This is a genomic window from Pseudomonas sp. IAC-BECa141, assembly GCF_020544405.1.
GTDB lineage: Bacteria > Pseudomonadota > Gammaproteobacteria > Pseudomonadales > Pseudomonadaceae > Aquipseudomonas.
The window spans coordinates 5,840,969-5,857,729 of sequence record NZ_CP065410.1; the positions used below are offsets into that span (position 1 = coordinate 5,840,969).

Below are 16,761 nucleotides of genomic sequence, written 5' to 3' on the forward strand. Positions count from 1 at the left end.
GGACGACCTTTGATTTCGGTATTAAATCATTGGAAATCAAACTGTTAGGCTTGCCGGTTCGCAACAGCCCCGGAAGGTTGTTGGCACAGTCTTTTCTGGAGTTCTCATGAATCTGCCCCTGATTCTCAACTTGCTGGTGTTCCTTGCCCTGCTCTTCGGCCTGGCGCAAACCCGTCACACCACGTGGAGCCTGGCGAAAAAAGTCCTGCTCGCGCTGGTGCTGGGCGTGGCATTCGGCGTCGCGCTGCACACGATCTACGGTGCCGGCAACCCGGTGCTGAAAGCCTCGATCGGCTGGTTCGACCTGGTCGGCAACGGTTACGTGCAACTGCTGCAAATGATCGTGATCCCGCTGGTGTTTGCCTCGATCCTCAGCGCCGTGGCCCGTCTGCACAATGCTTCGTCGCTGGGCAAGATCAGCTTCCTGACCATCGGCACGCTGCTGTTCACCACCGCGATTGCCGCGCTGATCGGCATCGGCCTGACCAACCTGTTTGGCCTGACCGCCGAAGGCCTGGTCGCCGGGACGCAGGAAATGGCCCGCCTGCAAACCATTCAGACCGACTACGCCGGCAAGGTCGCCGACCTGAATGTGCCGCAATTGCTGCTGTCGTTCATCCCGCAGAACCCGTTCGCCGATCTGGCCCGAGCCAAGCCGACCTCGATCATCAGCGTGGTGATCTTCGCCGCGTTCATGGGGGTTGCCGCGCTGCAACTGCTCAAGGATGACGTCGAGAAAGGTCAAAAAGTGATCAACGCCATCGACACCCTGCAAGCCTGGGTGATGCGTCTGGTGCGTCTGGTGATGAAGCTGACCCCGTACGGCGTACTGGCGTTGATGACCAAAGTGGTGGCCGGTTCCAACCTGCAAGACATCATCAAGCTCGGCAGTTTCGTCGTGGTGTCGTACCTCGGTCTGGGCCTGATGTTTGTGGTGCACGGCCTGCTGGTGTCGGCGGCCGGGATCAACCCGCTGCGTTTCTTCCGCAAGATCTGGCCGGTGCTGACCTTCGCCTTCACCAGCCGCTCCAGCGCGGCGAGCATTCCACTGAGCATCGAAGCGCAGACCCGTCGTCTGGGCATTCCGCAATCGGTGGCAAGTTTCGCCGCTTCGTTCGGCGCGACCATCGGCCAGAACGGTTGCGCCGGTCTGTACCCGGCGATGCTGGCGGTGATGGTTGCGCCAACCGTCGGCATCAACCCGCTGGATCCGCTGTGGATCGCGACGCTGGTGGCGATTGTTACCTTGAGTTCGGCCGGTGTGGCGGGCGTGGGGGGCGGTGCGACCTTCGCCGCGCTGATCGTGCTGCCGGCCATGGGCTTGCCGGTTTCGCTGGTGGCGTTGCTGATTTCGGTCGAGCCGCTGATCGACATGGGTCGCACGGCGCTGAACGTGAGTGGTTCGATCACCGCCGGTGCGATTACCAGCCAGGTGATGCAGCAGACCGACAAGGCCCTGCTGGATGCCGATGAGCATGCGGAACTGGCTCAGGCTTGATTGACGTTGTGGCGAGGGAGCGTGCTCCCTCGCTGATCGTTCCCACGCTCCGCGTGGGAATGCAGCCCGTGACGCTCTGCGTCACTGGACGCGGAGCGTCCCTAGAGGCATTCCCACGCAGGAGCGTGGGAACGATCGAGATTCAGGCTTTTTCCCAGACTTCGAAGTTGTAAGCCGGTTTGTCGCCTTCAGCCGGATTCGGCACGTTCGACACCCGCTTCCACTGGTTCAGATCGAACTCCGGAAACCACGCATCGCCTTCCCGGCTCAGTGCCACACGGGTCAGATACAGACGATCCGCCTGCGCCAGTCCCTGCGCATACAGTTGCGCCCCGCCAATCAGCATCAACTCATCGACGCCCTGCTCTTTCGCCCAAGCTTCGGCGCGAACCACGGCGGCTTCCAGCGATGGATAGACTTCCGCGCCCTCCAGCACCAGATCCTGCTGACGGCTGACTACGATGTTCAAACGGCCCGGCAATGGACGACCGAGGGAGTCCCAGGTCTTGCGACCCATGATGATCGGCTTGCCGAGCGTCGTGGCCTTGAAGTATTTGAAGTCCCCCGGCAAGTGCCAGGGCATGCTGTTGTCGACGCCGATCACGCGGTTTTCACCGAGGGCTGCGATCAGGCTGAGGGGGAGAGATTTAGTCATGCCGGCGAGGATACCAGAGCCGCGCTTACCCCGATAAGCGCCACAGCGGTTATGCTCACGGCTCAATCAAGCAACGGGATGCCGCGTGACTGAACTGACTCCACTGCAAAACCTCTGGCTCACCGAAACCGTGCGCCTGCGCGAAGAACACGCAGGCCCGCTGGACGATCCGGAAGCCAATCGCCTGGCCCGCGCGGCCGGCGGCGATCTGCCCGGACGCATTCAACGCCGCGCCCTGTGGCTGGCCGAGCGCGATGGCCTGACCTCGGCGCTCAAGCGCTGGCTGCAAGGCGCGCGCCTGGCGCTGGTGTTGTTGGCGATCTTCGCGGTACTGAGCGGCGCCGGCCTGGCCTTCGCCGCACTGGGCCAGACGCCGGTCAATGTGTTCTGGGCGCTGGGCAGTCTGCTCGGGCTGAACCTGATCCTGCTGTTGAGCTGGGCGCTGGGGCTGATCTTCGCTGGCGAACATGGCGCCACTCTCGGCCGCTTGTGGCTGTGGCTCAGTGAAAAACTCGCTCGCGACGCCAAGGCTGCGCAACTGGCGCCGGCCCTGCTGCTGATGCTGCAACGCCGGAAACTCAATCGCTGGGCGCTCGGCACGCTGGTCAATGGCCTGTGGTTGCTGGCAATGCTCAGCGCGCTGGTTTTGCTGCTGACGCTGATGGCGACCCGGCGCTACGGCTTCGTCTGGGAAACCACGATTCTCAGCGCCGACACGTTCATCAACATGACTCAGGCCCTCGGCGCCTTGCCGGCGCTGCTGGGCTTTAACGTGCCCACGGTCGAAATGATCCGCGCCAGCGGTGACACCGCGCTGAACATCGAAAGCGCCCGTCAGGCCTGGGCGACCTGGCTGGTCGGCGTGCTGGTGGTGTACGGCGTGCTGCCGCGTCTGCTGTTGGCGCTGTTCTGCTTCTGGCGTTGGAACAGCGGCAAGGCTGCGCTGCGTCTGGACCTGAACCTGCCCGGATACGCCCAGTTGCGCGAACGCCTGATGCCGACCAGCGAACGTCTCGGCATCACCGATCCCGAGCCTGCGCAATTGCATCGCGTCGAAAGCACCGTCGGCGAACACGCCAGCGATGGCGCGTTACTCGTGGCCATCGAACTCGATGATCAACACCCATGGCCGCCGACGCTGCCGAAAAACGTCAGCAACGCCGGCATCCTCGACAGCCGTGAATCGCGCAACAAACTGCTCGAACAACTCAGCCGCTTCCCGCCGGCGCGCCTGGCGATCGCCTGCGACCCAAGGCGTTCGCCGGATCGCGGCAGCCTGGCGCTGATTGCCGAGTTGGCGCGCAATGCCGCCGCCACCCGCGTCTGGCTGATGCAGGCGCCGCAAGGACAAGCACTGGACGCCGAACGCCTCGGCGACTGGCATGTGGCTCTGCAACAACTCGAACTGCCGTTTGCCGATTGCGCCCCGTTGAACTGGCTGGAGCACGGACATGACTGATGCCTGGAAAGCGCCGCTGAAACTGGCGGTAGTCGGCCACACCAACGTCGGCAAGACTTCACTGTTGCGCACCCTGACCCGCGATGTCGGCTTCGGCGAAGTCTCCCATCGCCCAAGCACCACGCGGCATGTCGAAGGCGCGCGGCTGTCGGTGGATGGCGAGCCGTTGCTCGACCTCTACGACACGCCGGGCCTGGAAGACGCCATCGCCCTGCTGGATTTTCTCGAGCGCCTGGAACGCCCCGGTGAACGCCTCGACGGCCCGGCGCGATTGGCGCGGTTTCTCGACGGCAGCGAAGCGCGCCAGCGTTTCGAACAGGAAGCCAAAGTGCTGCGGCAACTGCTCGCCTCCGATGCCGGCCTGTACGTGATCGACGCCCGCGAACCGGTGCTGGCCAAATACCGCGACGAACTGGAAGTACTGGCCAGTTGCGGCAAGCCGTTGCTGCCGGTGCTGAATTTCGTCAGCAGCGCCAACCACCGCGAGCCGGACTGGCGCGAAGCACTGGCGCGTCTCGGCCTGCATGCGCTGGTGCGTTTCGACAGCGTCGCCCCGCCCGAGGATGGCGAGCGGCGGCTATATGAAAGCCTCGCCCTGTTGCTGGAAAACGCCCGCCCACAACTTGAACGCCTGATCGCCGATCAACAGGCCCAGCGCCTCGTCCGCGAGCAAAGCGCCGCACGCCTGATTGCCGAATTGCTGATCGACTGCGCCGCGTGCCGACGCAGTGTGGCGAGCAACGCCGAACAGGAACAACAAGCCATCAGCGAATTGCGCAAAGCCGTGCGTCAGCGCGAACAACGCTGCGTCGAAGCGCTGCTCAAGCTCTACGCCTTCCGCCCACAGGACGCCGCCGCGAGTGATCTGCCATTGCTCGACGGGCGCTGGGGCGATGACCTGTTCAACCCGGAAACCCTCAAGCAGCTCGGCGTGCGGGTCGGCGGCGGAATTGCCGCCGGTGCCGCAGCCGGCGCGGGTGTGGATCTGCTGGTCGGCGGCATTACGCTCGGCGCTGCCGCTCTGGCCGGTGCCATTGCCGGTGGCGCCCTGCAAACCGCCCGCAGCTATGGCAACCGCCTGCTCGGCAAGATCAAAGGGCAGCGGGAACTGACGGTCGATGACAACGTGTTGCGCCTGTTGGCCCTGCGTCAGCGGCAATTGCTGCAAGCGCTGAACGCCCGAGGCCATGCGGCGCTGGACAGCATTCAGGTGGCGACGCCGCAGGACAAGACCTGGCGCGAGGGCAAGTTGCCGGAGGCGCTGAACAAGGCGCGGGCGCATCCGCAGTGGTCTTCGCTCAATCCGCATCCGAAGCTGAATCAGGCTGAGCGGCAGGAGCAGATTGAGTTGCTGGCCACAGAGCTGTAGTGCCTGATCCGCCGTCTTCGCGAGCAAGCTCGCTCCCACAGGTACTTTGAGCGTTCACAGGATCTGTGTTTACCAAAGATCTTTGTGAGAGCGAGCAAGCTCGCGAATGCAGCAGCCCGGTCCAAGACTTACACAGCAAGCAACCGCGCTGCCTTGCCCTTCAGCACACCCAGATCCATCACCGGCACGGCCATTTCCTTCGCCAGCTCATCCCACTGGCGCATCCGCAGGCTGACGGCACACAACGGATCCTGCTCGAACGCATCGGCTTCAGCCTCGGTCATCACCCCGCCCTGATAGTCCAGGGTGCGGCGACTGGCTTCGCTCAAGCGTTCGTAATAGCCCGATTCCCTGAGCGTCAGATAGCGCTTGGCCTGAACGTGATACTCGACCAGCCGCGCCAGGCGCTCGCTGAATCCGGCCTCGCGCAAATAATCCGCGCCGAGGCGTTCGTGGCTGACCACGCCGTAACCACCCATGTTCTCCGCACCTTCGGCACACAAATGGCCGATGTCGTGAAAGAACGCGGCGAGTACCACTTCGTCGTCGAAGCCTTCGGCGATGGCCAGTTGCGCCGCCTGGGACATGTGTTCGATCTGCGATACCGGTTCGCCGATGTAGTCGCTGGCGCCGAAGCGCTCATAGAGGCCGAACACCCGGTCGATGACTTGCTCGTGACTCAACATCAGTTCTCTCCCAAAAGCTGTGCGACATTGCGCTCGGCCATGGCCGGGCCGACGCTCATGCCGACGCCGCTGTGCATCAGCGCCACACTCAGCCCCGGCGCCGGGCGCAGGAACGAAAACGGCCCCGGCCCCCGGGAACCATAGACACCCTGCCAGCGCTCGACCACTTGTACCTTGCAACCGAGAGTCTGCTCGGCCAGTTCGAGCATCCAGTTGTCCACCTGCTCGGCGTTGAACGGCGACGGATCGCTGCCGTAATGGTGCGAATCGCCGATGATCAGCTCGCCATAGGGCGTCGGGCTGATCAAAAGGTGGATGCCGTTTTCCTGCAGGTGCGGTTGTTCGCGCAGGATTTGCGCCTGCACCGCCGATGCTTCCGGCAAGTCAGCGAAGGCGCCGTAGTGCACGCAGCTGAGACCGGTGAGCAAGGCATGTTGCAAGTTCAGGTCAATCTGCGGCCGAGCGCGAAGCATTTGCAGGCGGCAGATTTGCGGGTCGAGGGCGGCAATCGGCTCGGCCAGCAAGGTCTGATAATCGTGACCGGAACAGACGATGATCTGCTCGGCGGTGAAGGTGCCGGCCGTACTGTGCAGGCGTCCCGGTTCGACGTCGCGCACCAGCGTCGAGAAGTGAAACCCGACGTTGAGTTCGCGGCGCAGGTATTGGATCAGCGCCGGAATCGCTTCCCGGGAATACAGTTGTTGATCGTCCATCCCGTGCAGCGCGGCGCGGTGATGGCTGAACTGGCCGCCATACAGATCGCGCAGCGCGGCACCGCGTAGCAGCTCGACGCGGTAGTCGTGCTCGACGGCGCGCCCGGCGCAGAAGGCTTCGAGCAAATGTTCTTCGGCCTCGGTGCGGGCGAACAGGTACGAGCCGTTGCGTTTGAGTTGCAGGCCGGCGAGCTGCGCCCACTGGCCCCAGATTTCGCGGCTGGCCTTGGCCAGCTCCAGCATCGGGCCCGGTGGCTGGCCGGTGACCAGCGCCTGGCCGAAGTTGCGTACCGAGGCGCCGAGAGGCGTGGAGGTGCGCTCGAAAACCGTGACCTTGAGACCGCGCCGGGCGGCGGCGTAAGCGTGGGACAGGCCCAGGATGCCGGCGCCGACGATCAGCAAGTCTTTGTGGTGTGTCATGCAGCCCCCAATGATCGTACTCGCGTCCAGGCGCTTCTCGTTCCCACGCTCTGCGTGGGAATGCAGCCAAGGACGCTCCGCGTCCTCTGTGACGCAGAGCGTCACGGTATTCATTCCCACGCGGAGCGTGGGAACGAGCGGGCAAGAAGATTTACTTGGCGGCGACTTTCTCGGACTTGCCGTCATAGCGCTTGCGCCATTCGGTCAGGATCTCGTCGCGGTTCTTCGAGGCCCAGGCGAAGTCGTTCTTGATCAGGCGCTGCTCGTAGTCGGCCGGCAGTTCGGTCTGCGGCTTGGCGATGCCCGGCTGGGCGAGGACGGCGAAGTTTTCCTTGTACAGGTCCATCGCCGGGGCGCTGGCGGAGAAGTCGGCCAGTTTCTTCGCGGCCTCTTCATGCGGCGTGCCTTTGATCACGGCAGTCGCTTCGATCTCCCAGCCCAGGCCCTCTTTCGGCAGGATGATGTCCAGCGGCGCGCCCTGACGCTTCAGCTGAACGGCCGGGTACTCAAAGGAAATCCCGATCGGGAATTCGCCCGCTGCCGCCAGTTTGCAAGGCTTGGAACCGGAGTGAACGTACTGGCCGATGTTCTGGTGCAGACCGTCCATGTAAGCCCAGCCCTGTTTCTCGCCGAAGGTTTGCAGCCAGGCGCTGACGTCCAGAAAACCGGTGCCGGACGAGGCCGGGTTCGGCATCACGATCTTGCCTTTGTACTCAGGCTTGGTCAGGTCTTGCCAGCTCACCGGTTTGGTCAGGCCCTGCTTTTCGGCTTCGACGGTGTTGAAGCAAATGGTCGCGGCCCAGACGTCCATGCCGACCCAGGCTGGCGGGTTGGCGGCGTCGCGGTAGTTTGCGCCGATCTTGCCCAGGTCCTTCGGCGCATAGCTTTGCAGCATGCCCTGTTGATCGAGGATTGCCAGGCTCGACGCCGCCAGGCCCCACACCGCGTCAGCCTGCGGGCGATCCTTTTCGGCAAGCAGTTTGGCGGTGATGATCCCGGTGGAATCGCGCACCCACTTGATCTCGACGTCCGGGTTGGCTTTTTCGAAGGCCTCTTTGTAGGACTTCAACTGCTCGGCTTCGAGGGCGGTGTACACCGTCAACTCGGTTTTTGCCGCGAAGGCATTCAGGCTGAAAGTAGCGAGCACAGCAGCGGCCAGGGCCATAGGCTTGAACATGATCGTTTTCCTGTAGGTGAGTTGAGCGATAGGGGACAAGTCGTGGATCAGTGGCCGGGCGCCGTTTGCCGCCAGGCCTGGGAACGGCGCAGCAAGCCGCGCGAAGCCCAAGCCAGCAGCAAGGACACGCCCGCCGAGGTGAACAGAATCAGGGTCGACATCGCCGCCGCGCCGCCGACGTTGCCGGCGTCATCCATGTTCAGTACCGCCACCGCCGCGAGAATGGTGTCGGGGCTGTAGAGGAAAATCGCGGCGGACACGGTGGTCATGGCCGAGACGAACAGGTAGCGCACGATGTCCAGCAGCGCCGGCAGGCAGATCGGCACGGTGACCCGCAGGTAATGCCGGTACAGCGGCGCCTTGAGCGACAGCGCGGCGGCCTCGAACTCGGCGTCGAGCTGACGCAGCGCGGTGGTGGCGGTCATCTGCGCAGTGGTCAAATAATGAGCAATGGTGCAGACGATCAGCAGGGTCATGGTCCCGTACAGCACGTGCAGCGGGTTGCCGGTCAGGTTGAAAAAGAAGACGTAACCCAGACCGAGCACCAGCCCCGGTACCGCCATCGGTACGAAACTGAGCATGCGCAGTGTCAGATTCAGCCCGCGCTGGCTGCGGGTCTTTTCCATCAGGTAGGCGCCGGTGAAGATCAGCACACTGCCGATCAACGCCGTGCCCAGCGCCATCTTCAGACTGTTGCCGTAGGCCTGCCAGCCACCGCCGGCGGTCTCGTTGAACTGATAGTGGTTGAGCGACAGCGACAGGTTGTACGGCCAGAACTTCACCAGCGACGAGAACACCGCCATGCCGAACACCAGCAGCAACGCGGCGCTGATCAGGAGGACAACGGCGAGATAAAAGGCATCACGCTTCTTCGACGGCGCCGGTTTGAACACCTGGGCGCGGCCGCTCATGGAGTCGCCGTGACGATGACGCAACCAGGCATCGACGCCGAAGCTGAACAGCGCCGGCAGCAGCAGAACCATGCCGATCAACGCACCGCGACCGAATTGCTGCTGGCCGACCACGGCTTTGTAGGCTTCCAGCGCCAGCACCTGATAGTCGCCACCGACCACCACCGGTACACCGAAATCGGTGATGGTCAGGGTGAACACCAGACAGAACGCGGCGAACACGGCCTGACGGGTCGCCGGCCAGGTGATGCTGCGAAAGGCTTTCGCGGGACTGGCGCCCATGCTCGACGCAGCGTCGAACAGTCGTGCATCCGCCAGTGACAGGGCTGACAGCAAAATCATCAAGGCATGTGGGAAGGTGTAGATCACCTCACCCAGAACAATCCCCCAGAAACCGTAGATGTTGTCCGAGAGCAGTCCGCGCAGCATGCCCTGATTGCCGAACAGATAGACCAGCGCGATCCCCGGCAACATCGACGGCGCCATCAATGGCAGCAACGAAATCCCGCGCCAGATACCCTTTGCCGGAATCAATGTGCGCTGCAAGGCGTAAGCAAACAGGTAGGCCAGCGGTACGACGATGGCCGCGACGCTGAGGGAAACTTTCAGGCTGTTGCCGAGCAGCCAGTGGAAATTGTCGCTGGTCACCAGTTCCTTCGCGGCGAGCCAGCCACCGCCCTGCCCGGCTTCGCTGCTGAAGCCGCGCCAGAAGATCGCCAGCAATGGCAACAGCACCGCCACACCGAGCAGCACCAGCAGCAGGAGTTTGCCGCCGAGGACGAAGATCCGGTCGCCGACCTCGGCCCCGGACACCTGCCGCGCCTGCTTTTGCGGTAGTGGCAGTGCGAGGTTGCTGTTCATCAGGCAAACACCTGCAGGCTGCGGGGCGGCAAAGCAACCATGATCTGCTGGGCGCCGAGGCGCGGCATGGCTTCCGGCGCCAGTTCGGCGAGCAAGGCATGACCGGGCAATTGATCGAGCTCGAAGCTCATGCGGCAGCGATTGCCGAGGAAGGTGATCTCGCGGACCCTGGCCGGGAACAGGTTTTCCTCATGCACCAGCGGATTGACGTTGATCGCTTCCGGGCGGCAGAACAGTCGGCCCGACGGACTGTGGACGCTGCCGTCGGCCAGGCGCAGGTCCATCCCGCCAACCTTGGCGTGGCCGTCGCTGCTGCGCTGGAACGGCAGCCAGTTGCCCTGGCCGACAAACTCGGCCACGAACGGTGTGGCCGGGCGGTTGTAGATTTCCTGCGGGGTGGCGTACTGCTCGACCTTGCCGTTGTTCATCACCGCAATGCGATCGGCCATCAGCATGGCTTCGTCCTGATTGTGCGTGACCATCAGGGTGGTGATGCCGAGGTTGCGTTGCAGTTGGCGCAGCTCGGTGCACAGATGCTCGCGCACCCGGGCATCGAGGGCCGACATCGGTTCGTCGAGCAACAGCAGCGACGGCGCGGGGGCCAGGGCTCGGGCCAGGGCTACACGTTGTTGCTGGCCGCCGGACAACTGGCCCGGGTACTTTTTCTCACTGCCGCTGAGGCCGACCAGTTCCAGCATCTGACCGACACGACGGCGCACTTCATCGCGACCACTGCCGGCGAGGCCGTAGGCAATGTTCGCTTCGACGGTCAGATTGGGAAACAGCGCGTAGGACTGAAACAGAATGCCGTAGTCCCGAGCCTGTGGCGCGAGGTGGGAAACGTCGCGCTCACCGAGGTACAACTCGCCGCTGTCCTGCTTCTCCAGACCGGCGATGCAACGCAACAGCGTGGTCTTGCCACAGCCCGACGGGCCGAGCAGGCACACCAGCTCACCGGCCGCGACATCGAGGGAGACATTATCCAGCGCGGTGAAGGCGCCGAAGCGCTTCTGCACGCCACGCACTTTCATCGGTGCGCCGGGGTTGGTCAGGGCAGTTGCGATTGCAGGGGTCATGGACAGGCCTCATCAAGCGGATGAGGCAGATCCTAGAGTTGTAATGCGTCGGTCATATGGCAACGAGGCAAAAACGACTGATAGTGGTATTGAGGGATTTTGGTTCGCCACGGATCGTTCCCACGCTCTGCGTGGGAATGCAGCCCGGGACGCTCCGCGTCCCAAGAGCGGACGCAGAGCGTCCAATGAGGCATTCCCACGCAGAGCGTGGGAACGATCATTACGATCAGGCCGGGGACATTTCCTGCGCCAGTCCAAGAAACGCTGCCGGCAACCGGGCGCTCTTGCGCTCCTTGAGGCAGTAGAGGTATTCGGGAATCTGCGGTGCATTCTCCAGGGTCAGCACCCGCAATTGCGGATCATGCGGCACTTCCTGACGGGCGATGATGCTGATGCCGATATTGCGCAGCACCGCTTCGCGGATCGACTCGCGGCTGCCGATCTCCAGCAACGGCCCGAAACTGACGCCGGCGCCGGCCAGCAACTCTTCGGTCAGGCGACGGGTGGTCGAGCCGGATTCACGCATCAGCAAGGTATGCCCGGCCAGCGCACTCAGCGCTACATGGTCGTGCGCTGCCAGCGGATGATTGCGATGCACCGCCAGCACCAGCGGATCGCTGCCGAGCACTCTACGGATCAACCGCGCATCGTCGAGCAGTTGCGACGACGCCGCGACATCCACCCGATAGTCCTCCAGCGCTTCGAGCACCTGCTGCGAGTTGCCGATTTCCACCGACACTTCCACCTGCGGCAGGCGCTCACGGAAGGTCTTCACCAGATCGAGGATGTAATACGGCGCGGTGGCGGCGATGCGCAGCGTGCCCTGCACCTGGCCACTGTTGCGCAGGAAAAACTCGATGTCGGCTTCCTGCTGCAACAGCGCCTTGACCATCGGCAACAGCCGCGCGCCTTCGTCGCTGACACTCAGGCGCCGGCCGCCACGGTAGAACAGTTCCACCGAATACTGGCTTTCCAGATTGCGGATCTGGGTGGTCACGGTCGGTTGGCTGAGGCCGAGCTTTTTTGCCGCCAGCGTGATGCTGCCCAGACGGGCCACCATGTAAAACGCTTTCAGCTCGGCACTCAGCACAACCGTCCCTCTTCCTCTACTTGCGCAACAGGCGCAAACCGTTGAACACCACCAGCAGGCTCACGCCCATGTCGGCAAACACCGCCATCCACATGGTGGCGAGCCCGGCGAAGGTTACCCCAAGAAAGATCGCTTTGATCACCAGCGCCAGCGCAATGTTCTGTTTCAGGATGCTGGCCGTGTTGCGGGACAGGCTGATGAAGGCCGGAATCTTGCGCAGATCGTCGTCCATCAGGGCGACATCGGCGGTTTCGATCGCGGTATCGGTACCGGCCGCCGCCATCGCAAACCCGATCTCGGCCCGAGCCAGTGCCGGTGCATCGTTGATACCGTCGCCGACCATGCCGACTCGACGGCCCTGCGCGTACAGATCTTCGATGGCTTGCAGTTTGTCGGTCGGCAACAAGTCGCCCTTGGCCTGATCGATCCCGACCTGCGCCGCAATCGCCTGGGCGGTGTGGACGTTGTCGCCGGTCAGCATCAGGGTTTTCACGCCCAGATCATGCAACTGGCGGATCGCCTCGCGGCTGGTTTCCTTGACCGTGTCGGCTACGGCGAACAGCGCCAGCGGGCCGGAACGGTCGAGCAGCAACACCACGGACTTGCCCTGTTTCTCCAGCGCGAACAGCTTTTCTTCCAGTTGCGGCGAGCACAGGCCGAGTTCTTCGACCAGACGGTGGTTGCCCAAGTGGTAGGCCTGACCGTTGATCTCACCTCTCACCCCGCGGCCGGCCAGCGCTTCGAAGTTATCCACAATCAGCGGCGCGAAACCTTTATCCACAGCCGCATTGGCGATGGCCAGCGACACCGGGTGATCGGAACGCCCGGCCAACGCGGCGGCAATCGCCGGGGCCGTGGCGTCGGCGGTCGGATCGAGGGACAGGTAATCGGTCTGCACCGGTTTGCCGTGAGTGAGGGTGCCGGTCTTGTCGAGGGCCAGATAGTCGAGTTTGAAACCGCCCTCCAGGTACACGCCACCCTTGACCAGAATGCCTTTGCGCGCCGCCGCCGCGAGGCCGCTGACGATGGTCACCGGGGTGGAAATCACCAGCGCACACGGGCACGCGACGACCAGCAGCACCAGCGCGCGGTAGATCCAGTCGAACCACGCGGCGCCCATGAACAGCGGCGGGATGATCGCCACGGCCAGGGCCAGGACGAAGACCACCGGGGTGTAGATTTTCGAGAACTGATCGACGAAGCGCTGGGTCGGTGCCCGCGCGCCTTGCGCCTGTTCTACGGCGTGGATGATCCGCGCCAGAGTGGAATTGTTCGCCGCTGCGGTCACCGCGTATTCCAGCGAACCAGCCTGGTTGATGGTGCCGGCAAACACTTTGTCGCCGACGGTTTTCTCAACCGGCAGGCTTTCGCCGGTGATCGGCGCCTGATCGATGGTCGAACTGCCGCTGACAACTTCACCGTCCAACGCAATACGCTCGCCGGGTTTTACCCGCACGCGGGCGCCGATATCGATGCTTTTCACCTCCAGTTCGACCCAGTTGCCGTCCGCCTGCAACACCGTCGCCCGCTCCGGCGTCATCTGCATCAGGCCGCTGATGGCGTTGCGCGCGCGATCCAGCGAGCGCGCTTCGATCAGCTCGGCCACAGTGAACAGGAACATCACCATCGCCGCTTCCGGCCACTGGCCGATCAACACCGCACCGGTTACGGCGATGCTCATCAGCGCGTTGATGTTGAGGTTGCGGTTCTTCAGGGCGATCCAGCCCTTTTTGTAGGTGGTGAGGCCACCGCTGAGGATCGAGATCAGCGCGATGATCGCCACCACCCAGGTCGGCGCAGCGCTGGTGAAGTGGATCACTTCGGCAGTCAGCGCACCGACGCCGGACAGCGCCAGCGGCCACCAGTGTTTTTTCACCGGGGCTGGCGCTGGTGCTTCAACGCCCGCCTCCAGCGGCTCGGCCTGCATGCCGAGGGATTTGATCGCGTCGATGATCGGCGCGGTGTCCGGCAGATTGTGGGTCACGCCGAGCACGCGGTTGATCAGGTTGAATTCCAGCTGCTGGATCCCGGTGAGTTTGCCGAGCCTGTTCTGGATCAGCGTCTGTTCGGTCGGGCAGTCCATTGCTTCGATGCGGAAACTGCTCAGCCGGGCGTCAGCGCTTTTCGCTTCGCTCAGTTGAATCAGCGACGGCGCCGCCGCTTTCGATGCACAGCAGGCATCAGCGCCGTGGTCGTGTTTATGCACAGGCTGCAATTTGTGGCGGTGGTCGTGTCCCGCGTGGGATTGGTGGGTGTGCTGGGAATCGCTCATTGGTCGCGTCCATGAAGGTGCCTGTTGCCAAGTAAAGACCCTGTAGCCACTATAGGGTCAAGCACCCTTTTGGAGATGGCCGTCATGAAGATCGGAGAACTGGCGAAACAGACCGATTGCGCCGTGGAAACCATCCGCTACTACGAGCGCGAAAACCTGCTGCCGGAACCGGCCCGCAGCGACGGCAACTACCGGGTCTACACCCAGGCCCACGCCGAACGCCTGACCTTCATCCGCAACTGCCGCACCCTCGACATGACCCTCGAAGAAATCCGCAGCCTGCTCGCCTTGCGCGACAGCCCGCAGGATCAGTGCGAGAGCGTGAATGCGCTGATCGACGAGCACATCCAGCACGTCAAGGCGCGGATCGACGGGCTACTGGCATTGCAGACGCAACTGCTCGACCTGCGACAGCGGTGTGGCGAAGGGCCGGAGGCGGATCAGTGCGGGATCCTGCAGCGGCTGGAGGTGAGTGGCGGGGTTGTGGCGGCGGAGATTGAGCATTCGCATGTGGGCCGTAGTCACGGTCACTGAGCACACCACATAACACTGTGGGAGCGAGCTTGCTCGCGAAGGCGGAGTGTCAGTTGGTAAAAATATCGACTGACCCGACGCTTTCGCGAGCAAGCTCGCTCCCACAGTTTTTTACATTGCCTGTCAGACCGCCATCGGCGCGGTCATCGGCGCATGGTGCTCGTAGCCTTCCAGCGAGAAGTCGCTCGGCTCTACCAGCTCCAGCCACTCCGGCTGATACACGCCCGTCTTGGCAAATTCCGGCACACGATCCGAAATCTTCAGCTTCGGCATGGCGAACGGCTCGCGCTTGAGCTGTTCGTTGAGCATGTCCAGGTGGTTTTCGTAGACGTGGGCATCACCGATGAAATAGGTGAACCAGCGCGGCGTGTAGCCGGTCAGGCGACCGATCAGGCTCAGCAGCGCCGCGCCTTCGGTGAGGTTGAACGGCGTGCCCAGGCCCAGGTCGTTGGAGCGGATGTAGAGGGTCAGAGAGATCTCTTTGGTCTCGACATTCGGGTGGAACTGGTACAGCAGATGGCACGGCGGCAAGGCCATTTCATCGAGCTGGGCGCAGTTCCAGCCGTGGAACAGGATGCGGCGGCTGCCCGGGTCCTTGATGATCGTGTCGACGCACTGGCGCACCTGATCGATGGCTTTGTACAAGACCACGTAGGTCTGGCCGTCTTCTTCGCCCTGGGCAATCTGCTTGTAGCCGTTGCTCAGGGTCTGTTCGATGGCGGCGGTGTTGCTCAGCGGAATCTGCTTGTACGCCGGCCATTTGCGCCATTGCACGCCGTAGATTTCGCCGAGGTCGTCTTCACCCTGGCGGAACGGGTTGGCCAGCCACTGGGCGTTTTCGTTGGCGTTCTGATCCCAGACCTTGCAGCCCAGCGCACGGAATTCGGCGGCGTTGTTCACGCCACGCAGAAAGCCGCACATCTCGCCGATGGCCGATTTGAAGGCCATCTTGCGGGTGGTGATCGCCGGGAAACCTTCCTGCAGATCGAAGCGCAGCATGGCGCCCGGAAAGCTGATGGTGTTCACGCCGGTACGGTTGGCCTGTTTGGTGCCGTTGTTGATGACGTGCGACACCAGATCGAGATATTGCTTCATGAGTTACCTGTTTCCCTGAGCCCCGGCAGACATCGCCGGGGATCGAATGTTTAAGCTGTCGGTGCAACCGGCGCCGCCGGGGCGCGGTGGTAGGCCAGCCAGATCAGGAACAGCCCGCCGATGATCATCGGTACGCAGAGTACCTGCCCCATGGTCAGCCAGTTCCAGGCCAGATAGCCCAGTTGCGCGTCCGGCACGCGGACGAATTCGACGATGAAACGGAAGATGCCGTAGAACAGCGCGAACATGCCGGAGACCGCCATGGTCGGCCGCGGCTTGCGCGAGAACAGCCAGAGGATCAGGAACAGCGCCACGCCCTCGAGCGCGAACTGATACAGCTGCGACGGGTGACGCGGCAGTTGCGCCGGGTCGCTGAACGGCGGAAACACCATGGCCCACGGCACGTCGGTGGCCTTGCCCCACAGCTCGGCGTTGATGAAGTTGCCGATGCGCCCGGCGCCCAGGCCGATCGGCACCATCGGCGCCACGAAGTCCATCAGCTGGAAGAACGACTTGCCGTTACGCTTGCCGAACCACAGCGCGGCCAGCATCACGCCGATGAAACCGCCGTGGAACGACATGCCGCCCTTCCACACTTCGAAAATCAGCGTCGGGTTGGCGATATAGGCGCTCAGGTCGTAGAACAGCACATAGCCCAGACGTCCGCCGACAATCACCCCCATCGACAGCCAAAACACCAGATCGGAGAGTTTCTCCTTGGTCCAGGTCGGGTCGAAACGGTTGAGCCGGCGCGATGCCAGCAGCCACGCGCCGCCGATGCCGACCAGGTACATCAGGCCGTACCAGTGGATTTTCAGCGGACCGATGGCCAGGGCCACCGGATCGATCTGCGGGTAAGGCAGCATTGCGACTCCTCGTTAGCATTCAAATCTTCAAAAATTCCCGGGCGACGCTGTCACCTCAGGATTAAGCCAGGATTGCGAC

Annotated in this window: 14 protein-coding genes; 4 read left to right on the plus strand and 10 right to left on the minus strand. The window is 63.2% G+C overall.

What is annotated here, in order from left to right; all coding sequences use genetic code 11:
- Nucleotides 1–106 precede the first annotated feature (106 nt).
- A complete protein-coding gene (locus tag I5961_RS26825) occupies nucleotides 107–1,498 on the plus strand; it encodes an L-cystine transporter (protein WP_085697880.1) in 1,392 nt (463 codons plus the stop codon).
- Nucleotides 1,499–1,640: 142 nt separating this feature from the next.
- Here the strand turns inward: I5961_RS26825 and I5961_RS26830 are convergent, their stop codons facing one another.
- The gene (locus I5961_RS26830) at nucleotides 1,641–2,153 is read right to left on the minus strand and encodes a dihydrofolate reductase (protein ID WP_227233808.1); all 513 of its coding nucleotides are present in this window, start codon (nucleotides 2,151–2,153) and stop codon (nucleotides 1,641–1,643) included.
- Nucleotides 2,154–2,238: 85 nt separating this feature from the next.
- On the opposite strand from I5961_RS26830, the gene I5961_RS26835 reads away from it, so the two are divergent.
- A complete protein-coding gene (locus I5961_RS26835; protein ID WP_085702928.1) occupies nucleotides 2,239–3,612 on the plus strand; it encodes a DUF2868 domain-containing protein in 1,374 nt (457 codons plus the stop codon).
- On the plus strand, nucleotides 3,605–4,981 hold the full coding sequence (locus I5961_RS26840) for a GTPase/DUF3482 domain-containing protein (protein ID WP_227233810.1): 1,377 nt from the start codon (nucleotides 3,605–3,607) through the stop codon (nucleotides 4,979–4,981). Before I5961_RS26835 ends, I5961_RS26840 begins: the two co-directional genes overlap by 8 nt.
- Nucleotides 4,982–5,109: 128 nt before the next feature.
- Here the strand turns inward: I5961_RS26840 and I5961_RS26845 are convergent, their stop codons facing one another.
- The 7 genes from I5961_RS26845 to I5961_RS26875 form a co-directional block, all read right to left on the minus strand.
- Nucleotides 5,110–5,667, minus strand: a complete 558-nt coding sequence (locus tag I5961_RS26845; protein ID WP_085697884.1) for a phosphonate degradation HD-domain oxygenase — start codon at nucleotides 5,665–5,667, stop codon at nucleotides 5,110–5,112.
- Nucleotides 5,667–6,800 (minus strand): TIGR03364 family FAD-dependent oxidoreductase, encoded by a 1,134-nt coding sequence (locus tag I5961_RS26850; protein ID WP_227233811.1) that lies wholly within the window; start codon nucleotides 6,798–6,800, stop codon nucleotides 5,667–5,669. Before I5961_RS26850 ends, I5961_RS26845 begins: the two co-directional genes overlap by 1 nt.
- A gap of 151 nt (nucleotides 6,801–6,951) precedes the next feature.
- Nucleotides 6,952–7,977: a putative 2-aminoethylphosphonate ABC transporter substrate-binding protein gene (locus I5961_RS26855; RefSeq protein ID WP_064600170.1), complete on the minus strand. Its 1,026-nt coding sequence runs from the start codon at nucleotides 7,975–7,977 to the stop codon at nucleotides 6,952–6,954.
- A gap of 47 nt (nucleotides 7,978–8,024) precedes the next feature.
- Nucleotides 8,025–9,749 (minus strand): putative 2-aminoethylphosphonate ABC transporter permease subunit, encoded by a 1,725-nt coding sequence (locus tag I5961_RS26860; RefSeq protein WP_227233813.1) that lies wholly within the window; start codon nucleotides 9,747–9,749, stop codon nucleotides 8,025–8,027.
- Nucleotides 9,749–10,825 carry a putative 2-aminoethylphosphonate ABC transporter ATP-binding protein gene (locus I5961_RS26865; protein ID WP_227233814.1) on the minus strand — a complete coding sequence of 359 codons (1,077 nt, stop codon included), beginning with the start codon at nucleotides 10,823–10,825 and terminating at the stop codon, nucleotides 9,749–9,751. Before I5961_RS26865 ends, I5961_RS26860 begins: the two co-directional genes overlap by 1 nt.
- A 226-nt stretch (nucleotides 10,826–11,051) precedes the next feature.
- Nucleotides 11,052–11,915 carry a LysR family transcriptional regulator gene (locus I5961_RS26870; protein WP_085697889.1) on the minus strand — a complete coding sequence of 288 codons (864 nt, stop codon included), beginning with the start codon at nucleotides 11,913–11,915 and terminating at the stop codon, nucleotides 11,052–11,054.
- A gap of 16 nt (nucleotides 11,916–11,931) precedes the next feature.
- Entirely contained in the window at nucleotides 11,932–14,187 is a 2,256-nt protein-coding gene (locus I5961_RS26875) for a heavy metal translocating P-type ATPase (RefSeq protein ID WP_227233816.1), read from the minus strand.
- Between the two features lie 84 nt (nucleotides 14,188–14,271).
- Between I5961_RS26875 and cadR the strand changes: the two genes are divergently transcribed.
- Nucleotides 14,272–14,721 (plus strand): Cd(II)/Pb(II)-responsive transcriptional regulator, encoded by a 450-nt coding sequence (gene cadR / locus I5961_RS26880; protein ID WP_227233818.1) that lies wholly within the window; start codon nucleotides 14,272–14,274, stop codon nucleotides 14,719–14,721.
- A gap of 123 nt (nucleotides 14,722–14,844) precedes the next feature.
- On the opposite strand, the gene I5961_RS26885 is transcribed toward cadR, so the two are convergent.
- Nucleotides 14,845–15,816, minus strand: a complete 972-nt coding sequence (locus I5961_RS26885) for a thymidylate synthase (RefSeq protein ID WP_227233819.1) — start codon at nucleotides 15,814–15,816, stop codon at nucleotides 14,845–14,847.
- 50 nt (nucleotides 15,817–15,866) lie between these two features.
- Nucleotides 15,867–16,682, minus strand: coding sequence for a prolipoprotein diacylglyceryl transferase (gene lgt / locus I5961_RS26890; protein WP_007953463.1), 816 nt, complete (start codon nucleotides 16,680–16,682; stop codon nucleotides 15,867–15,869).
- Nucleotides 16,683–16,761 lie beyond the last annotated feature (79 nt).

Coding starts and splice junctions, on each gene's coding strand:
- I5961_RS26825 (WP_085697880.1), top strand. CDS start 107: ATGAATCTGCCCCTGATTCTCAACTTGCTGGTGTTCCTTGCCCTGCTC.
- I5961_RS26830 (WP_227233808.1), bottom strand. CDS start 2,153: ATGACTAAATCTCTCCCCCTCAGCCTGATCGCAGCCCTCGGTGAAAAC.
- I5961_RS26840 (WP_227233810.1), top strand. CDS start 3,605: ATGACTGATGCCTGGAAAGCGCCGCTGAAACTGGCGGTAGTCGGCCAC.
- I5961_RS26845 (WP_085697884.1), bottom strand. CDS start 5,667: ATGTTGAGTCACGAGCAAGTCATCGACCGGGTGTTCGGCCTCTATGAG.
- I5961_RS26850 (WP_227233811.1), bottom strand. CDS start 6,800: ATGACACACCACAAAGACTTGCTGATCGTCGGCGCCGGCATCCTGGGC.
- I5961_RS26855 (WP_064600170.1), bottom strand. CDS start 7,977: ATGTTCAAGCCTATGGCCCTGGCCGCTGCTGTGCTCGCTACTTTCAGC.
- I5961_RS26860 (WP_227233813.1), bottom strand. CDS start 9,749: ATGAACAGCAACCTCGCACTGCCACTACCGCAAAAGCAGGCGCGGCAG.
- I5961_RS26865 (WP_227233814.1), bottom strand. CDS start 10,825: ATGACCCCTGCAATCGCAACTGCCCTGACCAACCCCGGCGCACCGATG.
- I5961_RS26875 (WP_227233816.1), bottom strand. CDS start 14,187: ATGAGCGATTCCCAGCACACCCACCAATCCCACGCGGGACACGACCAC.
- cadR (WP_227233818.1), top strand. CDS start 14,272: ATGAAGATCGGAGAACTGGCGAAACAGACCGATTGCGCCGTGGAAACC.
- I5961_RS26885 (WP_227233819.1), bottom strand. CDS start 15,816: ATGAAGCAATATCTCGATCTGGTGTCGCACGTCATCAACAACGGCACC.
- lgt (WP_007953463.1), bottom strand. CDS start 16,682: ATGCTGCCTTACCCGCAGATCGATCCGGTGGCCCTGGCCATCGGTCCG.